The sequence below is a fragment of the Methylobacterium oxalidis genome (genome assembly GCF_007992195.1).
Lineage (GTDB): Bacteria > Pseudomonadota > Alphaproteobacteria > Rhizobiales > Beijerinckiaceae > Methylobacterium > Methylobacterium oxalidis.
In genome coordinates this window covers 18,316-36,919 of the sequence record NZ_BJZU01000026.1, presented here as the reverse complement: position 1 = coordinate 36,919, position 18,604 = coordinate 18,316, and the positions used below count along the sequence as shown (strand labels likewise).

Here is an 18,604-nt window from a genome sequence, read left to right as displayed (position 1 = left end):
GCCGGCCTACACGTACCCGTTCGCTCTTCGTTCCGCAACGAAGCGCCGCCTCACGGGGCCTGCGCGCTCAGCCGCACCCGCTCCTCGGCGGCCTGGATCGCCTCGGGCGTGCCCACGTGGAGCCACTGGCCGTCGAGGCGCAAGCCGTGCAGGCGCTCGCGGGCGATCGCCCGGTCGAACAGCAGGTTGAGCGAGAACGAGCCCTCCGGCGTGTCCGCGAAGAGCTCGGGCTTCAGGATCGCGACGCCCGCGTAGATGAAGGGCGCGACCTCGCGCTCGCCGCGCCGCTCCAGGCGGCCGTCCGGGTCCATCACGAAGTCGCCCTTGCCCTCGTAGCCGAGGCTGGTCGCGGCCGGCGCCACGAGGAGCAGGATGTCCATCGCGGCCGGATCCCACCGGGCGATCAGGCGCGGCAGGTTCGGGACGGGCCCTTCGAGCCAGAAGGAATCGGCGTTGAACACCACGAACGGGTCGGGCCCGATCCGGTCGAGGGCCTTCCTCACGCCCCCGCCCGTCTCGAGGAGCGCGGCGCGCTCGTCCGAGACCGCGATCTCGGGAGCGCCCGACCGCCTGGCGAGGTGCGCCTCGATCAGGTCGGGCAGCCAGTGGACGTTGACGACGGCGTGGGTGATGCCGCCCTCCGCCGCCCGGTCGAGGGCGTGGTCGAGCAGCGTCTTGCCGGCGACGGGGACGAGCGGCTTCGGCAGCGTCGCCGTGACGGGGCGCATGCGCTTGCCGAGGCCGGCCGCGAGCACGAAGGCGCGGGTGATGCCGGGCGGGTCGCCTCCCGGCGGGAGCGTCGCGGGCGGGTTCGTCTCGGGGGCGCTCATGCGGGGCTCGCGGGACTGTCGGGCGGGCGGGAATGCGGGGCGCTCAGGACTCGGGCCGGGCGACGCGCGCGGCGAGGTCCGGCAGGTGCTCCTCGTGCCACAGGCGCAGGCGGGCCAGCGCCGGGTGGGCGAGGTTGCGGGCGAGGTAGCCCTCGATGCGCGGCAGGTGGGCGAGGTAGCCCGGCTTGCCGTCGCGCCGGTCGAGCCGGGCGAAGATGCCGAGGATCTTGGTGGCGCGCTGCGCGGCGAGCAGCGCGTAGGCCCGGGCGAAGCCCTGCATGTCGAACTCGGGCTCGCGGGCGCGGCGCTCGCGCACGTAGAGCCCGAGCAGGCGCAGCTCGAACTCGGCGCTCGCGTCGGCGCGGGCGTCCTGCAGCAGCGAGGCGACGTCGTAGGCCGGGTGGCCGAGCACCGCGTCCTGGAAGTCGATGAGGCCGATCCGCTCCAGCCCGTCGCGCTCGGGCAGCCAGATCAGGTTCGGCGAGTGGTAGTCCCGCAGCGTCCAGGTCGGGCGCTCGGGGATGGCGCCGCGCAGGGCCTCCGCCCAGAGGGCGAGGAAGTCGGCCCGCGCCGCGTCCGGGAGCGTGACGCCGCGGATCGCCGGCGCGTACCACTCGGGCAGCAGCTCGGCCTCGAACAGCAGCGCCTCGGTGTCGTAGGGCGGCAGCACGTGTTCGATCCCGTCCGCCACCGGCAGCGCGTTCGGCAATTCCGTGGCGTGGAGCTTGGCGAGCAGCCGCACGGCCTCCGCGTAGCGCTCGGGCCGCGGCCCGCTCGCGTCCACGACGGGCTCGGCCCCGAGATCCTCCAGGATCAGCAGGCCCGCGCCGAGATCCTCCCCGTAGATGCGCGGCGCCGAGAAGCCGAGCGCCCGCAGGCCGCGGTCGACGGCCACGAAGGCGTGCACGCTCTCGGCGAGCTTCACGATGGCGCTGTAGGGCTTGCCGTCGCGCACGGGCGGCCCGTCCGCGCGGGGCGGCGAGATGACCAGGATGGCGGTCGACCCGTCGGGCTTGCGCAGGCGCTCGTAGGCGCGGGTCGAGGCGTCGCCCTGCATCGGGATCCGCTCGGCCTCGTCCCAGCCGGCGCGCACGAGGAGGCCGCGCAGGCCCCGCGCCCGGTCGAGGCGGGCGCGCATGCCGCCGCTGCCGTCGATGCTGGCGAAGCGCGAGCCCTCGCCGAACTCCCGCCGCAGCGACAGGTCGACCGAGAGCACCGGCCCCTCGCGGGGCGGCAGGCGCTCGGGCCACTCGACGAGGGTGATGGCGCTCTCCGTCATCTCGTCGAAGCCGAGCTCCACGAGCTCGTCGGGCCCGCGCAGGCGGTAGAGGTCGGCGTGGACGATGGCGCGCCCGCGCCGGCCCTCGTAGGGCTGGACCAGGGTGAAGGTCGGGCTCGGAACGTCGAGGTCCGGTTCGCCGGTCAGCTCCCGGATCAGGGCGCGGGCCAGCGTCGTCTTGCCGCCGCCGAGCCCGCCGGAGAGGGCGACGAGGTCGCCGGGCTCGAGGAGTTCGGCGAGGAAGCGGCCGAGATCCTCCGTCGCGCTCTCCTCGGGCAGCACGATCTCCCAAGGGGGCGGCGCGGCCTCGGCGGTCGCGGGGCCGTGCGCGCCGCGCGCTTCAGTGTCCGGACCGTCCTCACTCACCGCCATACCCCTCCGAACCCTGCAGCGGGCGCCCTCGCCTGAGAGAACGCGGATGCAACCGTTCTTAGCGGAGGATCCTTAACCAAAATCGCGCGGCGGCTTAAGCCGGTCCCGCCGGGCGGGCACCGCCTTCTCCCTCGTGCGCGGGTGGAGCTCGGCGCAGGTCAGGCGGCCGGGGCGCGGCGTGCGGCGGGGTCGGCGTGCCAGGAGCGGATCCGGTCGAGGGTCTCGGCGAGCGGCGCCGGGCGGCCGAACAGGTAGCCCTGGCCGTAGGCGCAGCCCATCGCGGCGAGCGCGCGCGCCTCGGCCGGCTCCTCGATGCCCTCGGCGACGGCCGGGATGCCGATCTCGTCGGCGAGCCGCAGGATGGTCTGGACGATCTTGTGGTCGCGCGGCTCCGAGAGCATCGCCCGCACGAAGGCGCGATCGACCTTCAGGGTCGTGATCGGCAGCGTGCTGAGATAGCTCAGCGAGGAGTAGCCGGTGCCGAAATCGTCGATGGCGATGCCCATCCCGCTCGCGCGGCAGAGCGTGAGCGCGTCGGTGGCGCTCGCGGGATCGCGCATCAGGGTGCTCTCGGTGATCTCCAGCTTGAGGCTGCCCGGCGCGATGCCGGCGGCGCGCAGCATCTCGCAGACCATGCCGGGGAAGCTCGCCCGGGCGAGGTCGTGGCCGGAGACGTTGACGCTCACGAACAGCGAGCCCTCGATCGCGGCGACGTTGCGCAGGCCCGCCCGCATGATCCCGGGCAGGACGCGGCCGATCTCGGCGACGACCCAGGCCGTGATGTCCACGATGAGCCCGCTCTCCTCCGCCACGGGGATGAAGGCGGCGGGCGCGACGAGGCCGCGCTCGGGGTGGCGCCAGCGGATCAGCGCCTCGAAGCCCGCCAGCATCTCGCTGCCGAGCCGGACGATCGGCTGGAAGAACAGCTCGAATTCCTGCCGGTCGAGGGCGCGGCGCAGCTCGCGCTCCAGCACGACGGCGGTGATCGCCGCGTCGAAATCGGCGCGGGCGGCCGGGGAGGGCGCGGCCGCCGGGTCGCCGCGGGCGACGACGCCGCGCTCCCGGAGGAGGGCGGCCGTCTCGCGGTAGCGCGCCATCACGACGGTGAGGCAGAGGCGCAGGATCGGGTCGGTCTCGGAGAGGCGGTGGCGGATCTGCGCCTCGCTCACGGGCACGAGTTCGCAGTCGTCGAGGGCGCGCGCCGAGGCCGAGCGCGGATCGGAATCGAGGATCGCCATCTCGCCGAAGATCTCGCCCGGCCCGCGCACGGCGAGCTGGATCTCAGCTCCATCGCGGCGCAGGAAGATCTCGATGCGTCCGCGCGTGATCAGGTAGGCGTAGGCGCCCGGCTCCTCCTCCTCGAAGAGGATGGTCCCGGCCTCCAGCGTGACGTGAGCGTAGGGGTCGTGCATGAGGTTTTGTGCCTCGCCCGCCTCCAGGCGACAGCATTCCTCTTGGCACGCCCGCGTTAAGCAAACCTCAAGGGGCCGCATCTCGACGCTGCGACCCGCGCATCGACCGGTTCTCGCGCGCACAATGACAGGGAGAGATAAATACAATTTGAAGATGAATCTTCGGAAGGTCTTCGGCGCGGGCGGCCGAGACGGTGCGCGATGCGGCCCGAAGGCCGATCGAGGTCCGGTCACAGGCTCAGGAAGCAGGCCGCCAGACCGAGGTCGGTGAGCGCGTGCAGCATCTGGTCGAAGCCGAGGAGCCACCAGAACTGGACCTGGCCCGGGTTCCAGCGGGTGCGCCGGGAGACCACGCTCTTGGCCCGGTCGACGCAGAAATGGATCGCCAAATCCACCAGGGCGAGCCACCAGAGCCGCGGCGCCACGACGAGGGCGACGCCGAGCGTGGCGAGGGCGTGGCAGGAGACGTGCGCGGCCAGCGGCAGGAACCAGCCGTGCTCCTGCTCCTTGCCCCGCGCCATCCAGTCGGTCTGGAGCACGAAATCGGCGATGTAATGCTTGACGATCATGGTGCCGGCGAGCACCGCCATCGTCCAGACCGGGACCAGCGCCATCAGACCCCCGCATGCCGCGCGGCCCGCGCGTCCGGCATGCCCGCGCGGCGCCTGTGCCGTAACCGCCGCGCTGCGCGACGGGACCCCCGACCTCCGGCATCCCAGCGGGACCGGGCGGAGATCGGACGACAGCGGCCCTACGGCAAACGCGTTCGTTTTCCATTAACCGCGTTGCGCGCAACCGGCCACCCGCTCAGGGGCGCTCGATGCCGTGGGCGCGGATGCGGGAGGCGAGCGTCGTCGGCTTGAGGCCCAGGATCTCGGCCGCCCCGCCGGGGCCGAACACCTTGCCGCCCGCGAGCTTCAGGGCCGCCACGATCTCGGCCCGGTCCCGCGCCCGGCGCTCGGCCTCGTTCGGCGGCGCCGCCGCGGGGGCGGAGCCCGGCGCGGCCCCGGCCTCCGGGGCGTCCGCCTCCGGCAGGTCGAAGCGCAGGCGCCCGCGGGCGCCCAGGATCGCGGCCCGCTCGATGACGTTCTCCAGCTCGCGCACGTTGCCGGGCCAGGCGTAGCGCTGGAGGCGCCGGACGTCGCCCTCGGTGAGGCGCGGCTCTGGGATGTTGAGCCGGCGCGCCGCCCCCGCGAGGCAGTGCTGGGCGATGAGCGGGATGTCCTCCGGCCGCTCCCGCAGGGGGACGGCGCCGATGGGGAAGACGTTCAGCCGGAAGTAGAGGTCCTCGCGGAAGCGCCCGCGGCGCACCTCCGCCCGCAGGTCCCGGTTCGTCGCCGCGATCAGGCGGATGTCGACGGCGCGGGTGCGCTCCTCGCCGACCCGCTCGAAGGAGCGCTCCTGCAGCACCCGCAAGAGCTTGCCCTGGAGGTCGAGGGGGATCTCGCCGACCTCGTCGAGGAACAGGGTGCCGCCGTCGGCGAGCTCGAACCGGCCGACGCGGTCGCGCAGGGCCCCCGTGAAGGCGCCCCGGGCATGGCCGAAGAACTCGCTCTCGAACAGCTCGCGGGGCACGGCGGCGCAGTTCACCCGGATCAGGGGGCGCTCGCGGCGGCGGCTCGCCTCGTGGATCGCGCGGGCGATCAGCTCCTTGCCGGTGCCAGACTCGCCGGTGACGAGGACGGTGGCGTCGGTGCCCGCCACGAGGTCGATCTGGCGCAGCGTCGCCTCGATCGCCGGGCTGCGGCCGATGATGCCCTGGTGGTGGCTCTCGAGGCGGATCTCCTCCTTCAGGTAGGCGTTCTCGAGCTCCAGCCGCTCGCGCAGCGAATCGACCTCGGCCAGCGCCCGGCGCAGGCGCTCGTCCGCCTCCCGGCGCTGGCTGATGTCGCGGAACACGATCACCGCGCCGAGGAGCCGGCCCCGGTCGCGGATCGGCGTCGAGGTGTACTCGACGGGAAAGGCGGTGCCGTCCTTCCGCCAGAACACCTCGCTGTCCACCTGGTGCACGGCGCCGTCCCGGAAGGCGGCGTAGATCGGGCAGTCGCGGTGCGGGTAGTGAGCCCCGTCCGGATGGGTGTGATGGACGGTGGCGTGCATGTCGCGCCCGACGAGGTCGGAGGCCGCCCAGCCGAGCATGCGCTCGGCGGCCGGGTTGATGAAGGTCGTCACCCCGTCCGCGTTGACGCCGTAGATCCCCTCCCCGGCCGCGCGCAGGATGAGCCGGTTCTCCCGCTCGATGTCGCGGAAGATCCGCTCCATGCGCTGCCACTCGGGCAGGCCCGCCCGCATATGCGCCTCGGCCTCGTGGTCGATCAGGCGGCGGCGGCGCTCGTCGAGGTCGGAGAGCGTCACGAGGAGGCGCGGCGGGTCGCCGGACAGGAGCGAGGCCGCGTATTCGAGGTTGAGGGCCCGGCCCGACCCGTGGCGGGGGGTGAGCGCCTGCGTCCACCAGCGGCCCTTGGCCTGCACGGCCTGTGTGAAGACGATCAGGGCGGGAACCTGATCGGGATGCAGCGCGCTGGCGCTCATGGCCCGCAGGGCCGCGCGGGGGAAGCCCAGCATCTCGGCGGCGGCCGCGTTGACGTCGAGGATGCGGTCGCTCGCGGGCTCGATCACGAGCATCGGCTCGCGGCTCTCCTCGAAGACCGGTCCGAGACCCGCGGCTGCGCCCATCGCGACGAACTTTCGTGATTTGCCGACGAGATCTCGTATTACACGAGATCTCGTAGCTCGGCCACGCCTTGCTAACCGTCTCGCCGCCCTCGCGTTTCAGGTCCGCACGGCCTTGGCACGCCGTTTGCCATCTCCGTTCCCGAGCTCTGCCGGCAACGCGAGGCCACCGATGGCGCTGTTCGACAACCCCTTCGATCCCGAGACCCGCCTGCGGCGCGGGGGCTGCTCCTGCGGCGAGCACCGCAGCCAGGCCGAGCACGACGCGGCCCTGCCCACCGGCGAGGCCGCCGCCCAGCGGCTCGTCGAGGGCGCGGTGATGCGGGCGCTCTTCCCGCGCGACGCCGAGCGGCGCGCCTTCCTCCGGAGCGTCGGCGCGGCCGCCGCCGCGGCGGCCTTGAGCCAGTTCCTGCCGACGCGGTTCGCCGCCGAGGCCTTCGCCGAGGCGGGCAAGCCGGAGAAGACCGACCTCAAGGTCGGCTTCATCCCGATCACCTGCGCGACGCCGATCATCATGGCCGCGCCGATGGGCTTCTACGCCCGGCAGGGCCTGAACGTGGACGTGGTCAAGACAGCCGGCTGGGCGGTGATCCGCGACAAGACCCTGAACCGGGAATACGACGCCGCCCACATGCTGGCGCCGATGCCGATCGCCATAACCCTCGGGGTCGGCTCGAACCCGCAGCCCTACACGATGCCGGCGGTGGAGAACGTGAACGGGCAGGCGATCACGCTCGCCATGAAGCACCGGGACCGGCGCGACCCGAAGGACTGGAAGGGCTTCAAGTTCGCGGTGCCCTTCGACTACTCGATGCACAATTACCTGCTGCGCTACTACCTCGCGGAGGCCGGCCTCGACCCGGACGCGGACGTGCAGATCCGCGCGGTGCCGCCGCCCGAGATGGTCGCCAACCTGCGGGCCGACAACATCGACGGCTTCCTGGCGCCGGACCCGGTGAACCAGCGCGCGGTCTACGACGGCGTCGGCTTCATCCACATCCTCTCGAAGGAGATCTGGGACCGGCACCCGTGCTGCGCCTTCGCGGCCTCCGAGACTTTCGTGCGGGAGACGCCGAACACCTACGCGGCGCTGCTGCGCGCCGTCATCGAGGCCACCGCCTACGCCTCGAAGCCCGAGCACCGGAAGGAGATCGCCGCGCAGATCGCCCCGGCGAACTACCTCAACCAGCCGGTCACGGTGGTGGAGCAGGTGCTCACCGGCACCTTCGCGGACGGGCTCGGCAACGTGCGCAAGGTGCCCGACCGGGTCGATTTCGACCCCTTCCCCTGGCAGTCCTTCGCGGTCTGGATCCTGACCCAGATGAAGCGCTGGGGCCAGATCAAGGGCGACGTCGACTACGCCGCGGTGGCGAAGAAGGTCTACCTCGCCACCGACGCCGCCAAGCTGATGCGCCAGGACGGCCTCGTCCCGCCCGAGAGCACCACCAAGACCTTCGCGGTGATGGGCAAGACCTTCGATCCGGCCAAGCCCGAGGAGTATCTCGCCTCCTTCAAGATCCGGCGCGGGAGCTGAGACCATGCGCGCCTCCCTGCGCTTTCGCGCCGGCATCCTCTCGGTGGCGCTGCTGGCCGCCTTCCTGCTCGTCTGGCAGGTCTCGGTCGGCGGCACCGCCCGGACCGAGGCCATGGACCCGGAATACGCCGCCCTGATGGGGGCGTCGGCCACCACCGGCAAGTCCGCGATGCCGGGCCCCCTCGACGTCGCCGCCAACATCTGGCGCCACCTCAAGGACCCGTTCTACGACCGGGGCCCGAACGACAAGGGGCTCGGCATCCAGCTCGCCTACTCGATCGGGCGCGTCGCCCTCGGCTACGGGCTCGCCGTCATCGTCGCCATCCCGGTCGGCTTCCTGATCGGCATGTCGCCGCTGATGAGCCGGGCGCTCGACCCGTACATCCAGATCCTGAAGCCGGTCTCGCCGCTCGCCTGGATGCCGCTCGCCCTCTACACGATCCGGGATTCGGGCCTCTCGGCGATCTTCGTGATCTTCATCTGCTCGCTCTGGCCGATGCTGATCAACACGGCCTTCGGCGTGGCGGGCACGCGGCGCGAGTGGCTCAACGTCGCCCGCACCCTGGAGGTCGGCCCGATCCGCCGCGCCTTCACGGTGATCCTGCCGGCCGCCGCGCCCACGATCCTCACCGGCATGCGCATCTCGATCGGCATCGCGTGGCTCGTGATCGTCGCGGCCGAGATGCTCGTGGGCGGCACCGGCATCGGCTACTTCGTCTGGAACGAGTGGAACAACCTCTCGATCACCAACGTGATCACCTCGATCCTGGTGATCGGCCTCGTCGGGATGATCCTCGACCAAGTGCTCGCCCGCGCCCAGCGCCTCGTGACCTTCCCCGAGTGAGCGCGAGGCCCGCGATGAGCACGCTTCTCCCCTTCCGGCGGCGCCCGCAGCGCGCCGCCCCCGACGCCGCTGCCGGGGGTGCCCGCATGTCCGACAAGTTCATCTCGATCGAGGGCATCGCCCGGCGCTACCCGGCGCCGGGGGGCCGGACCTCCACGGTGTTCGAGAACCTGTGGCTGCCGGTGCGGCGCGGCGAGTTCGTCTGCATGATCGGCCACTCGGGCTGCGGCAAGACCACGGTGCTGAACATCCTGGCCGGGCTCGAGGCGCCGAGCGAGGGCGTCGTGATCGTGGACGGGCAGGCCATCGAGGGCACGAGCCTCGACCGGGCCGTGATCTTCCAGGGCCACGCCCTGCTGCCCTGGCGGACCGTGCTCGGCAACGTCGCCTACGCGGTCTCCTCGCGCTGGCGGGGGGCCCGGCGCGCCGAGGTCGAGGAGCGGGCGCGCCGGGCCATCGCCACGGTGGGGCTCGCCGGCTCGGAGCACAAGCGCCCGTCCGAGCTCTCCGGCGGCATGAAGCAGCGCGTCGGCATCGCCCGGGCGCTGGCGATCGAGCCCAAGATCCTCCTGATGGACGAACCCTTCTCGGCGCTGGACGCCCTCACCCGCGGCACGCTGCAGGACGAGGTGCGCCGCATCTGCATCGAGACCGGGCAGACCGTCTTCATGATCACCCACGACGTGGACGAGGCGATCTACCTCGCCGACCGGATCGTGCTGATGACGAACGGCCCCGAGGCGAAGGTGGCCGAGATCGTCGAGAACCCGCTGCCGAAGGCGCGCGCGCGCGCCGCGCTCCACCACGCGCCGGGCTACTACGCCCTGCGCAACCACCTGATGGACTTCCTCGTGACCCGCTCGAAGACGCTGCGGGACGCGATGCCGGCGGGCTACGACCCGCGCCACCCGCCGGTGGTGCGCCCCGCGCCCGGCACGTCCGACGCCGAGGCCATCGTGGCCGGCACCGAAGCCTCGGCCATGCGGGCGTGAGCCCGCGGCACATCGCGGCGGGCTGTGAGCCCGCGGCACACCTCTGCGGGCGTGAGCCCGCGACACCCCTTCCCCCGGTCCCGGCCCCGGGACTGCCCACCCTCCACCCCGGAGACATCCATGAAGCGCGAAGACCTCACCGAGAAGCTCCTCGACATCAAGCGCGAGAAGGGCTGGACCTGGAAGTACATCCAGGAGGAGATCGGCGGGATCTCGCCGATCCTGATCACCGCCGCCTGCATGGGCCAGATGAAGCTGCCGAAGGCGCAGGCCGCCCGTGCCGCCGAGCTGTTCGGCCTCAGCCAGGCCGAGGAGCGGATGCTGAACGAGGCGCCCTACCGCGGCTCGATCCCCCAGATGCCGCCGACCGACCCGCTGATCTACCGCTTCTACGAGCTCGTCATGGTCTACGGCACCACCTGGAAGGAGCTGATCCAGGAGGAGTTCGGCGACGGCATCATGTCGGCGATCGACTTCAACATGACGATGGAGCGCGAGGCCAACAACAAGGGCGACCGGGTGAAGCTCGCCATGTCGGGCAAGTTCCTTCCCTACAAGTATTACGGCAACGAGGAGGGCGTGCCCGAGTACGGCTTCAAGGAGGCCTGATCCCGCGGCCCCGTGCGTCGCCGCACGGGCGGGGTCGGGCTCGGCTTGACATCGCGGTCCTATCGGGGCCGCGATGCGGGCTCCTTCCCCCGGAGACGACAACCGACATGGCCGCCCTGACCACCCGCCTCACGGGCTACGCGCCCTTCGCGCTCGCCGCCCTCCGGATCATGGCGGGCCTGCTGTTCCTGGCGCACGGCTCGCAGAAGCTCCTCGGCTTCCCGCCGCGGGAGAAGCCCGCCCCGGAGCTGCTGTCGCTGTTCGGCATCGGCGGCCTGATGGAGCTCGTCGGCGGCATCCTCATCGTGCTCGGGCTGTTCACCCGGCCCGTGGCCTTCCTGCTCAGCGGCGAGATGGCGGTGGCCTACTTCATGTTCCACGCGCCGCGCAGCCCCTTCCCGACCCTGAACGGGGGCGACGCGGCGATCCTGTTCTGCTTCGTCTTCCTCTACCTCGTGGCGGCCGGCCCCGGCGCCTTCAGCCTCGACGAGCGGCGGCGCCACCGGATCTGAGCGCCCTACCCGGTCGCGCGGGCCGCCTTCAGGACGGCTAGGCCCGCCGGCCAGGAATCGCCGCGGGCTACGCCCCTGCCCTCCAGGGAGGCGGCATAGTTCGTGAAGAGCACGCTGCTGCCCCAGCTGTCGAAATTGTGGATCGACCCGATCGCCCGCGCCTCCTCCGGCGCCGGCGCGCGGGCGAGCCGCAGCAGCGGCGCGGTCAGCGCGGGGACCGTCATCTCCACGGGCAGGTCCCGCAGGTCGGCCAGGAGGGTCCGGAAGTCCGCCACCGCGGCCCGGATCCCGGCATCGACCTCGGCGGCGATCTCCGGCAGGCGCGGGTCCGCGCCGCGGCCCGGATCCTCGGCGTAGGCGACGCCGCCATCCTCCCGCAGGGTGGCGCCGACGACGGAGCCGTGCGGCGCCGAGAAGCACAGCTCCGCCACCACCCGGTTCGCGTAGAGGTCCTGGATCGCCTCCGCGGAATGTGTGCGCTCCGAGATCATCGCCTCCATGTCGAGGCCGGGCCGCTCGCGGCGGGCGTCGCGGTGCAGGCAGACGTAGTAGCCCTTCACCGCGACCTCGAAGACGGACTCGGCGAAGCGCACGAACGCCTCCTGCGTGCTGCCCTTCCAGCCGACGTCGACGAGGCCGATCCGCAGCCCGTCGCGCAGGCCCGCCTCCAGGCAGGCGGCGTAGAGGCCGCGCCGGCACTCGGTGCAGACCTGCAGGATGCGCCAGCGCGTCACCCGCAGGTACGACTCGAACAGCTTGCGGTTGCCGCGCCCGTAGACCGTGCCGGCCCCGAGGCCGAGATCGGCCAGGACGCCCTCGTCGGGCAGCTCCACGCCGATCCGCGCCGCGATGTCGGCGAGGCACAGGCCCTCGGCGCCCGACAGCAGGAAGGGGATGTTCTCCTCGAAGTTGCGGGCGGTGATCGAGGCGAGGACGAGCAGGACCCGCGAGCACTTGAAGTAGAGGCTCGGCACGCCCGTCTCCGGCCAGAGCCGGTGCAGCGTGAACCCGTCCCGCGACAGGAACAGCAGCAGGTCGATCCGGTCCGCCCGCGTCCTCTCCTCCAGCCAGCCGAGCAGGGCGAGGTGCGCCGGCCCGCCGGCCGCGTAGCCGGCCCGCCACCAGGGCGAGCGCTCCGTCCGGTAGGCGGAGAAGCGCGAGACGCCGGTGGCCAGCGAATGGGCCGGGTCGGGGGCGGGGTCGCGCTCGGGCAGGGCCGCGACGTAGTGGAACGTCGCGAAGCCCATCTCCTGCCCGCGCCGGATGTCCGAGGCCGGGTTGTCGCCGATGTGCAGGATCCGGGCGGGCGCCAGCCCGAGATCCTGCGCCACCAGGGTGAAGAGGGCGCCGTGGTCGCGCTTCGTCGCCTGCCGCTCCGAGGAGACGTAGACGGCGTCGACCGCGACGTCCTCGCGGGCGCACAGCGCCTCGAAGAAGGGGCGCGGCAGGTACATGTCCGAGTTCAGGACGCAGCGCTTGCCGAGATCCCGGGCGAGCCGCACCACCGCCCCCATCTCGGGGTTGAGCCGCAGCACCGCGAGCTCGATCTCCCATTCCGAGCGCTTCAGGGTCTCGGCCGGCACCCCGAGGTCGGGCAGGCACGCGTAGATGCCGTCGAGGTCGATCTCGTGGCGCCCGCGCTCGTGCATCACCTGGAAGGCGCGGGTCTGCGCGGCCGTGCGGTGGCGGCGGAAGTCGGGGATGCCGTGGCGGGCGCCGACGAGGTCGAACACGTCCTCCGGGCTCGCCAGAAGCCGCACGAACAGGGTGTCGAACACGTCGAAGGAGACGGCCTCGGCGGCGGCGATCTCCGCGCGCAGGCGCTCGGCGAGGCTGCCCGGAGGGGGGGCCGGCGCGTCCACGGGCGCCGCGAGTGTGGGGGCGGAGGTCATGCTCAGACGGGGTTCGGCAGGAAGAGGCCGCTCAGGGGGTTGAGGTTGCGGCTGTGGAACGGGTCGCGCGCGAGGAAGCGGGGGTGGCGCGCGTAGAGCCGCATCATGTCCCGCCGCAGGCGCGCCCGCTTCTCGCGGCTCGCCTGGTCGGCGCCGCGGGTCACGGATTCGTGGTGGGTCAGCCGGGCGGCTTGGCAGACCACGTTGAAGTAGCCGGCCTCGACGAGCCGGAAGCACAGTTCCACGTCGTTGTAGGCGACCGGCAGCGCCTCGTCGAAGCCGCCCACCGCCTCGAATGTGCGCCGCTCGATGGCGAGGCAGGCGCCCGTGACGGCGACCCAGTCGAATTCCAGGGTGTTGCGGCCGAAATCGGCGACCTGCTCGTCCTTGCGCCGGTAGAAGGCGTGGCCCGGCCCCTCGTAGAGGTTGACGATGCCGCAATGCTGGATCTTCCCGTCCGGGAAGAGGAGGCGCGCGCCGACGGCGCCGACGTGGTCGAGCTGCGCGTAGCCGACCATCCGCTCCAGCCAGTCCGGGGAGATGACCTCGGTGTCGTCGTTGAGGAAGACGAGGATCTCGCCGCGGGCGCGGGACGCGCCGAGATTGTTGATCGCCGAGTAGTTGAAGGGGCTCGGGTCCGACAGGACCGTGACGGGATCGAGCTTGCGCAGCTCGTCGAGCGCCTTCAGGGCCGGGCGCTGCGTGCTGCCGTTGTCGATGACGACGATCTCGACCGCGCGGTAACTGCTCCTGCCCAGGATCGAGTCGACGCAGCGGCGCAGCATCGCCGGATTGTCCTTCGACGGGATCACGATCGAGACCGTCGGGTTGCCGCGCGGGTGGTAGTTGACGCGGAACTGGCCCGGCATCGCCGCCACCGGCTCGACCGTGCCGGGCAGGCCGCGGCGCGTGAGCGCCTCCTCCTTGAGGCGGCGCACCGACTCGTGGGCGTGGGGCTTGGCCGCCATGTCGGAGGCGAGCGAGCTCGGCAGGGTGCGCCAGTGGTAGAGCACCTTCGGGATGTGGGCGACGGCCCGCGTCCGCTCGGTCACCCGCAGGGCGAGGTCGTAATCCTGCGCGCCCTCGAAGCCCTGCCGCAGGCCGCCCGCCGCCTCGATCAGGCTGCGGCGCATGCAGGAGACGTGGCAGGTGTACATGATGCTCATCAGGGCGTCGGGCGACCAGTCCGGCTTGAAGAAGGGCATCGAGAACAGGCCCTCCCCGTCGATCTTGTCCTCGTCGCTGTAGACGAAGTCCGCCCCCGTCCGGTCGAGGCAGAGGGCGAGCTCGTAGAGGCAGTCCGGGGTCAGCTCGTCGTCGTTGTCGAGGAAGACGACGTACTCGCCCGCGGCCTCGGCCAGCGCCGCGTTGGTGGTCCGCGCGATGCCCCGGTTCTCCGGGCTGAAGCGGACCTTGATGCGCGGGTCGTCGATCGCCTCCAGCGCCGCCCGCGTCTCGGCCCTGGTGCTGCAATCGTCCACGAGCACGAGCTCCCAGTGCGGGTACCACTGGGCCGTGACGGAGGCGACGGCCGCCTCCAGGAAGCGCCGGTCGACGTTGTAGACCGGCGTCAGGATCGAGAAGAGCGGGCGCGCGCGCAGGCCCGCGAGCCGGGCATCAAGGTCGTCGGGCCGCCGCGGCGGCAGGTAGCAGTAGGGCTGGACGCTCTTCTCGAAGCGGTAGCGCGGGCGCTCGCCCGGGGCGCCCCGGAAGGCGAGGCCGTTGTAGATCTGCCCCTTGGCGCCCGCGCTCGCCGCCGCAATCGTCCGGACGTGGTGGGCGAAGGCCTCCGCCGCCTTGAGGCCGAGATCGGGATGGGCCTCGAGATAGACCTCCGGGTCGAAGTCCCGCGCCGGGCGCAGGCCGCCGGCCGCTCCTTGCGTCAGGTAGTGGCGGAGCGCGCCCGCCGGCCCGTCGAGCCCGTGCTCGTTGGCGTACCAGACCGGGTCGAAGAACAGGTTCGGGCGCCGCCCCTCCGCCTCGCCGTACTCGACGTAGTGCAGGAGCGGGTTGAAGCGCATGCGCCGCAGGTCGGGATGGCCCTCGAGGTAGTGGCCCGTGTCGAAGAGCGGGTTCGGCCAGGCCGAGCCCTCGCGGAAGGCGCGGGCGAGGAAGTGGCGCAGCGGCGCCCGCGCCGAGCCGCCGGGCTGGGCGGCGTACCAGCCCGCGTCGAACAGCCCGGAGGCGCGGATCTTCGCCTCGGCCGCGGCGCGGCGGCGGGCGGTGCGGCCGGTGAGGAGGGAGATCGCGGCGCGCAGCAGGGACAAGGCGGGTCATCCTCGGGGCCGGCGCAGGCCTGCGCCGGCCGGTATCGGGAGGCGCCGCGGGGCGCGGCGGGCGGGGTCTCGCGGCCCGCCCGATACACGATGGCGGGCGGGCGCGCCAACCCGGGCCCGGTTCCGGCGCCGCTAGCCGCGATGCCCCGCCTCGCCGAGCGCGGCGAGGATGCGCGCCCAGGAGCGGGTGCCCTTGTGGAAGCTGCGCAGCTCGTACTTCTCGTTCGGCGAGTGGATGCGGTCGTCGTCGAGGCCGAACCCGATCAGCAGGGTGTTGCGGTCGAGGATGCGCTTGAAGTCGCCGACGATCGGGATCGAGCCGCCCGCCCCGACCGTCACCGGCGCGACGCCCCACTCGGCCTCGAGCGCGGCCCGCGCCGTCTCCAGTTCCGGCATGTCGAAGGGCAGGCTGATCGCCCGCGAGCCCTTGTAGCAGATCACCTCCACCGAGCAGTCGGCGGGCACGCGCTCGCGCACGTAGGCCTCGAAGGTCCGGGCCAGCGCCTCCGGGTCCTGGTCGTCCACGAGGCGGAAGGAGACCTTGGCGCTCGCCTCGCCGGCGATCACCGTCTTGGTGCCCTCCCCCGTGTAGCCGCCGATGATGCCGTTGACGTCGCAGGCCGGCCGCGACTGGATCTGCTCGATCAGCATCCGCCCGCGCTCGCCCGCGGGCTCCTTGAGCCCGATCGGGCCGAGGAACGACTCCGGGCTCAGGTCGAGGCCGCGCCACTGCTCCAGGATCTCGGGCGGGGTCTCGCGCACACCCTCGTAGAAGCCCGGCAGGGTGATGCGCCCGTCCGCGTCGTGCAGCCCCGCGATGATGCGGGCGAGCACGTGGATGGGGTTGGCCGCCGCGCCTCCGAAAAAGCCCGAGTGCAGGTCGCGGTCGGCGCAGCGCACCCGCACCTCGAAATAGGCGAGCCCGCGCAGCGAGGTGGTGATGGCGGGCGTGGAGGCGTTCCACATGCTGGTGTCGCAGACGAGCACGATGTCGGCCCCGAGCCGGTCGCGGTTCGCCGCGACCCATTCGGGCAGCCCCTGCGAGCCGTTCTCCTCGGCACCCTCGACGAGGATGGTGACGCCGCAGGGCAGCGCGCCCGCCATCGCCTTCCAGGCCCGGCAGGCTTCCACGAAGGTCATCACCTGTCCCTTGTCGTCGGAGGCGCCGCGGGCGACGATCCGCTTCGTCCCGTCCGGCCCCTCGGCGAGGCGCGGCTCGAAGGGAGGCGTCTCCCAGAGGTCGAGGGGATCGACCGGCTGCACGTCGTAATGGCCGTAGAACAGGACGTGCGGGGCGCCGGGCTTCGGCGCGTGGGCGAGCACGACGGGGTGCAGCGAGGTCTCCTCGACCGTGGTCTCGAAGCCGAGCGCGTCGAGGGTGCCGGCGAGCCACCGGGCGGCGCGGCGGCACTCGCCCGCGTAGGCCGGGTCCGTCGAGATCGAGGGGATTTTCAGGAACTCGAACAGGCGGTCGAGCGCGTTGTCGAGGTCGCGGTCGATGTCGTTAAGGATCGGGTCGAGCGCAGCCATCCATCCATCCTTCGTCCGTCCAGGCCGTCCGGCCCACCGCGGGAGGGCGTCGTGCTAGCGTTAGCCGAGGCCGGCCGGAACGGAAACCGCGGCGTCGATAACCGGACGTTGCGCAGCCCGCGCGGCGCAACCTTGGAACAGGTCCACCCTGGAACGGTTATCGAGTGGCCTCGGGCAGGGCGCGACCGCGCGCGCCTGCGAGGCCCTGCCCGCCCCCGCGGCGCGCGGCACCCGAATCCCCTCCGGCCTCGCAATCCGGCGCGACCGGGCTCAAACTCTGTGGGACGCCCCATGCTCATCGAAAGCGGTTCGCCCGTCGCCGCGGACACGAGGGTCGAGATCAGCCTCACCATCAACGGCGAGGCCCGCACCCTCCAGGTCGCGCCCTGGACCACCCTGCTCGACCTGCTGCGCGAGCGGCTCGACCTCACCGGCACCAAGAAGGGCTGCGACCACGGCCAGTGCGGCGCCTGCACGGTGCTGGTGAACGGCACCCGCCTGAATTCCTGCCTCGCGCTCGCCGTGATGAAGGACGGCGCCGAGATCACCACCGTCGAGGGCCTCGCCCGGATGGGCGGCGGCAACGGCCTGCACCCGCTGCAGGAGGCGTTCGTGGAGCATGACGCCTTCCAGTGCGGCTACTGCACGCCGGGCCAGCTCTGCTCGGCCGCCGGCATGCTGGCCGAGGGCCACGCCAGGACCCGCGACGAGATCCGCGAGGCGATGAGCGGCAACATCTGCCGCTGCGGCGCCTACACCAACATCGTCGACGCCATCGAGGACGTGATGCAGTCGGGAGCTCAGGGATGAACCGCTTCGATTACGTCCGCGCCGGCACCGTCGAGGAGGCGGTCAAGGCGATCGCCGCGGGCGCCAACGCGCGCTTCATCGCGGGCGGCACCAACCTCGTCGACCTGATGAAGTACAACGTCGAGCGGCCCGGCCGCCTCGTCGACATCACGCGCCTGCCCCTCGACCGGATCGAGGAGCGGGACGGGGCCCTGAGCATCGGCGCCCTCGTGACGAACAGCACGGTCGCCTACGACGAGCGGGTGAAGAGCCGCTACCCCGTCCTGTCGAGCGCCATCCTGGCCGGCGCCACCGGGCAGTTGCGCAACGCCGCCACCACGGGCGGCAACCTGCTGCAGCGGACCCGCTGCTACTACTTCTACGACGAGGGCACGCCCTGCAACAAACGCCTGCCGGGCTCGGGCTGCGGCGCCATCGGCGGCGTGAACCGCATCCACGCGATCTTCGGCACCAGCGACAAGTGCATCGCCACGCACCCATCCGACATGTGCGTGGCGCTGGCCGCCCTGGAAGCGGAGGTGCGGGTCGCCGGCCCGTCCGGCGAGCGCACCATCCCGATGGCCGAGTTCCACCGGCTGCCGGGCGACGAGCCGGAGCGCGACACGACCCTGAAGTCCGACGAGATCGTCCTCTCGGTCGACCTGCCGGCGGAGGGGTTTGCCGGCCACCACACCTACCTGAAGCTGCGCGACCGCCTCTCCTACGCCTTCGCCCTCGTCTCGGTGGCGGCGGTGATGGAGCTCGACGGGCAGACCATCAAGACCGCCCGCTTCGCGCTCGGCGGCGTCGCCCACAAGCCCTGGCGCAACGCCGAGGCCGAGGGGATGCTCGTCGGCAAGCCCGCCACCCGCGAGACCTTCGCGGCGGCCGCCGACCGGGTCGTCTCCAAGGCGCAGGCCCAGTCCGAGAACGGGTTCAAGGTCGAGCTCGCCCGCCGCGCCATCGTGCGCGCCCTGGAGCAGGCCGCCGCCGGCACGCCCCAGTCTCAGTCCGACAAGCGCATCGCCTGACGGTTCGAGAGACACGGTTCGAGAGACAA

The 18,604-nt window shown here is 72.3% G+C and carries 15 protein-coding genes; 7 read left to right on the top strand and 8 right to left on the bottom strand.

What is annotated here, in order from left to right; translation table 11 throughout:
- Positions 1-50 precede the first annotated feature (50 nt).
- The 5 genes from MOX02_RS07890 to MOX02_RS07870 all read right to left on the bottom strand — a co-directional run bounded on the left by MOX02_RS07890 (position 51) and on the right by MOX02_RS07870 (position 6,569).
- Positions 51-830, bottom strand: a complete 780-nt coding sequence (locus MOX02_RS07890; RefSeq protein ID WP_147025259.1) for a nucleotidyltransferase family protein — start codon at positions 828-830, stop codon at positions 51-53.
- A 43-nt stretch (positions 831-873) separates the two neighbouring features.
- Positions 874-2,481 (bottom strand): tRNA (adenosine(37)-N6)-threonylcarbamoyltransferase complex ATPase subunit type 1 TsaE, encoded by a 1,608-nt coding sequence (gene tsaE / locus MOX02_RS07885; RefSeq protein ID WP_147025258.1) that lies wholly within the window; start codon positions 2,479-2,481, stop codon positions 874-876.
- Positions 2,482-2,639: 158 nt separating this feature from the next.
- Positions 2,640-3,893, bottom strand: coding sequence for an EAL domain-containing protein (locus MOX02_RS07880; RefSeq protein WP_147025257.1), 1,254 nt, complete (start codon positions 3,891-3,893; stop codon positions 2,640-2,642).
- A 230-nt stretch (positions 3,894-4,123) separates the two neighbouring features.
- Entirely contained in the window at positions 4,124-4,507 is a 384-nt protein-coding gene (locus MOX02_RS07875) for a DUF3307 domain-containing protein (protein ID WP_238179393.1), read from the bottom strand.
- A gap of 193 nt (positions 4,508-4,700) precedes the next feature.
- A complete protein-coding gene (locus tag MOX02_RS07870; RefSeq protein ID WP_147025256.1) occupies positions 4,701-6,569 on the bottom strand; it encodes a sigma 54-interacting transcriptional regulator in 1,869 nt (622 codons plus the stop codon).
- A gap of 169 nt (positions 6,570-6,738) precedes the next feature.
- On the opposite strand from MOX02_RS07870, the gene MOX02_RS07865 reads away from it, so the two are divergent.
- The 5 genes from MOX02_RS07865 (at position 6,739) to MOX02_RS07845 (ending at position 11,057) form a co-directional block, all read left to right on the top strand.
- Positions 6,739-8,100, top strand: a complete 1,362-nt coding sequence (locus tag MOX02_RS07865; RefSeq protein WP_147025255.1) for a CmpA/NrtA family ABC transporter substrate-binding protein — start codon at positions 6,739-6,741, stop codon at positions 8,098-8,100.
- A gap of 4 nt (positions 8,101-8,104) precedes the next feature.
- Positions 8,105-8,944 (top strand): nitrate ABC transporter permease, encoded by an 840-nt coding sequence (gene ntrB, locus MOX02_RS07860; protein WP_147025254.1) that lies wholly within the window; start codon positions 8,105-8,107, stop codon positions 8,942-8,944.
- A gap of 14 nt (positions 8,945-8,958) precedes the next feature.
- The gene (locus MOX02_RS07855; RefSeq protein WP_170267726.1) at positions 8,959-9,936 is read left to right on the top strand and encodes an ABC transporter ATP-binding protein; all 978 of its coding nucleotides are present in this window, start codon (positions 8,959-8,961) and stop codon (positions 9,934-9,936) included.
- Positions 9,937-10,056: 120 nt separating this feature from the next.
- Positions 10,057-10,545, top strand: a complete 489-nt coding sequence (gene cynS, locus MOX02_RS07850) for a cyanase (RefSeq protein WP_147025253.1) — start codon at positions 10,057-10,059, stop codon at positions 10,543-10,545.
- A 107-nt stretch (positions 10,546-10,652) separates the two neighbouring features.
- A complete protein-coding gene (locus MOX02_RS07845) occupies positions 10,653-11,057 on the top strand; it encodes a DoxX family protein (protein ID WP_147025252.1) in 405 nt (134 codons plus the stop codon).
- A 5-nt stretch (positions 11,058-11,062) separates the two neighbouring features.
- Here MOX02_RS07845 and MOX02_RS07840 read toward each other — a convergent pair whose 3' ends face one another.
- From MOX02_RS07840 to MOX02_RS07830, 3 genes are all read right to left on the bottom strand, one after another.
- Positions 11,063-12,949: an HAD family hydrolase gene (locus tag MOX02_RS07840; protein WP_147025251.1), complete on the bottom strand. Its 1,887-nt coding sequence runs from the start codon at positions 12,947-12,949 to the stop codon at positions 11,063-11,065.
- Positions 12,950-12,951: 2 nt separating this feature from the next.
- Positions 12,952-15,216: a glycosyltransferase family 2 protein gene (locus tag MOX02_RS07835; protein WP_147025250.1), complete on the bottom strand. Its 2,265-nt coding sequence runs from the start codon at positions 15,214-15,216 to the stop codon at positions 12,952-12,954.
- Positions 15,217-15,357: 141 nt separating this feature from the next.
- Positions 15,358-16,755, bottom strand: coding sequence for a M20/M25/M40 family metallo-hydrolase (locus tag MOX02_RS07830; protein ID WP_147025249.1), 1,398 nt, complete (start codon positions 16,753-16,755; stop codon positions 15,358-15,360).
- Positions 16,756-17,046: 291 nt separating this feature from the next.
- On the opposite strand from MOX02_RS07830, the gene MOX02_RS07825 reads away from it, so the two are divergent.
- Both MOX02_RS07825 and MOX02_RS07820 read left to right on the top strand, forming a co-directional pair.
- On the top strand, positions 17,047-17,565 hold the full coding sequence (locus MOX02_RS07825; protein ID WP_147025248.1) for a (2Fe-2S)-binding protein: 519 nt from the start codon (positions 17,047-17,049) through the stop codon (positions 17,563-17,565).
- Positions 17,562-18,575: an FAD binding domain-containing protein gene (locus tag MOX02_RS07820; RefSeq protein ID WP_147025247.1), complete on the top strand. Its 1,014-nt coding sequence runs from the start codon at positions 17,562-17,564 to the stop codon at positions 18,573-18,575. The genes MOX02_RS07825 and MOX02_RS07820 overlap by 4 nt, the downstream gene beginning before the upstream one ends.
- Positions 18,576-18,604 lie beyond the last annotated feature (29 nt).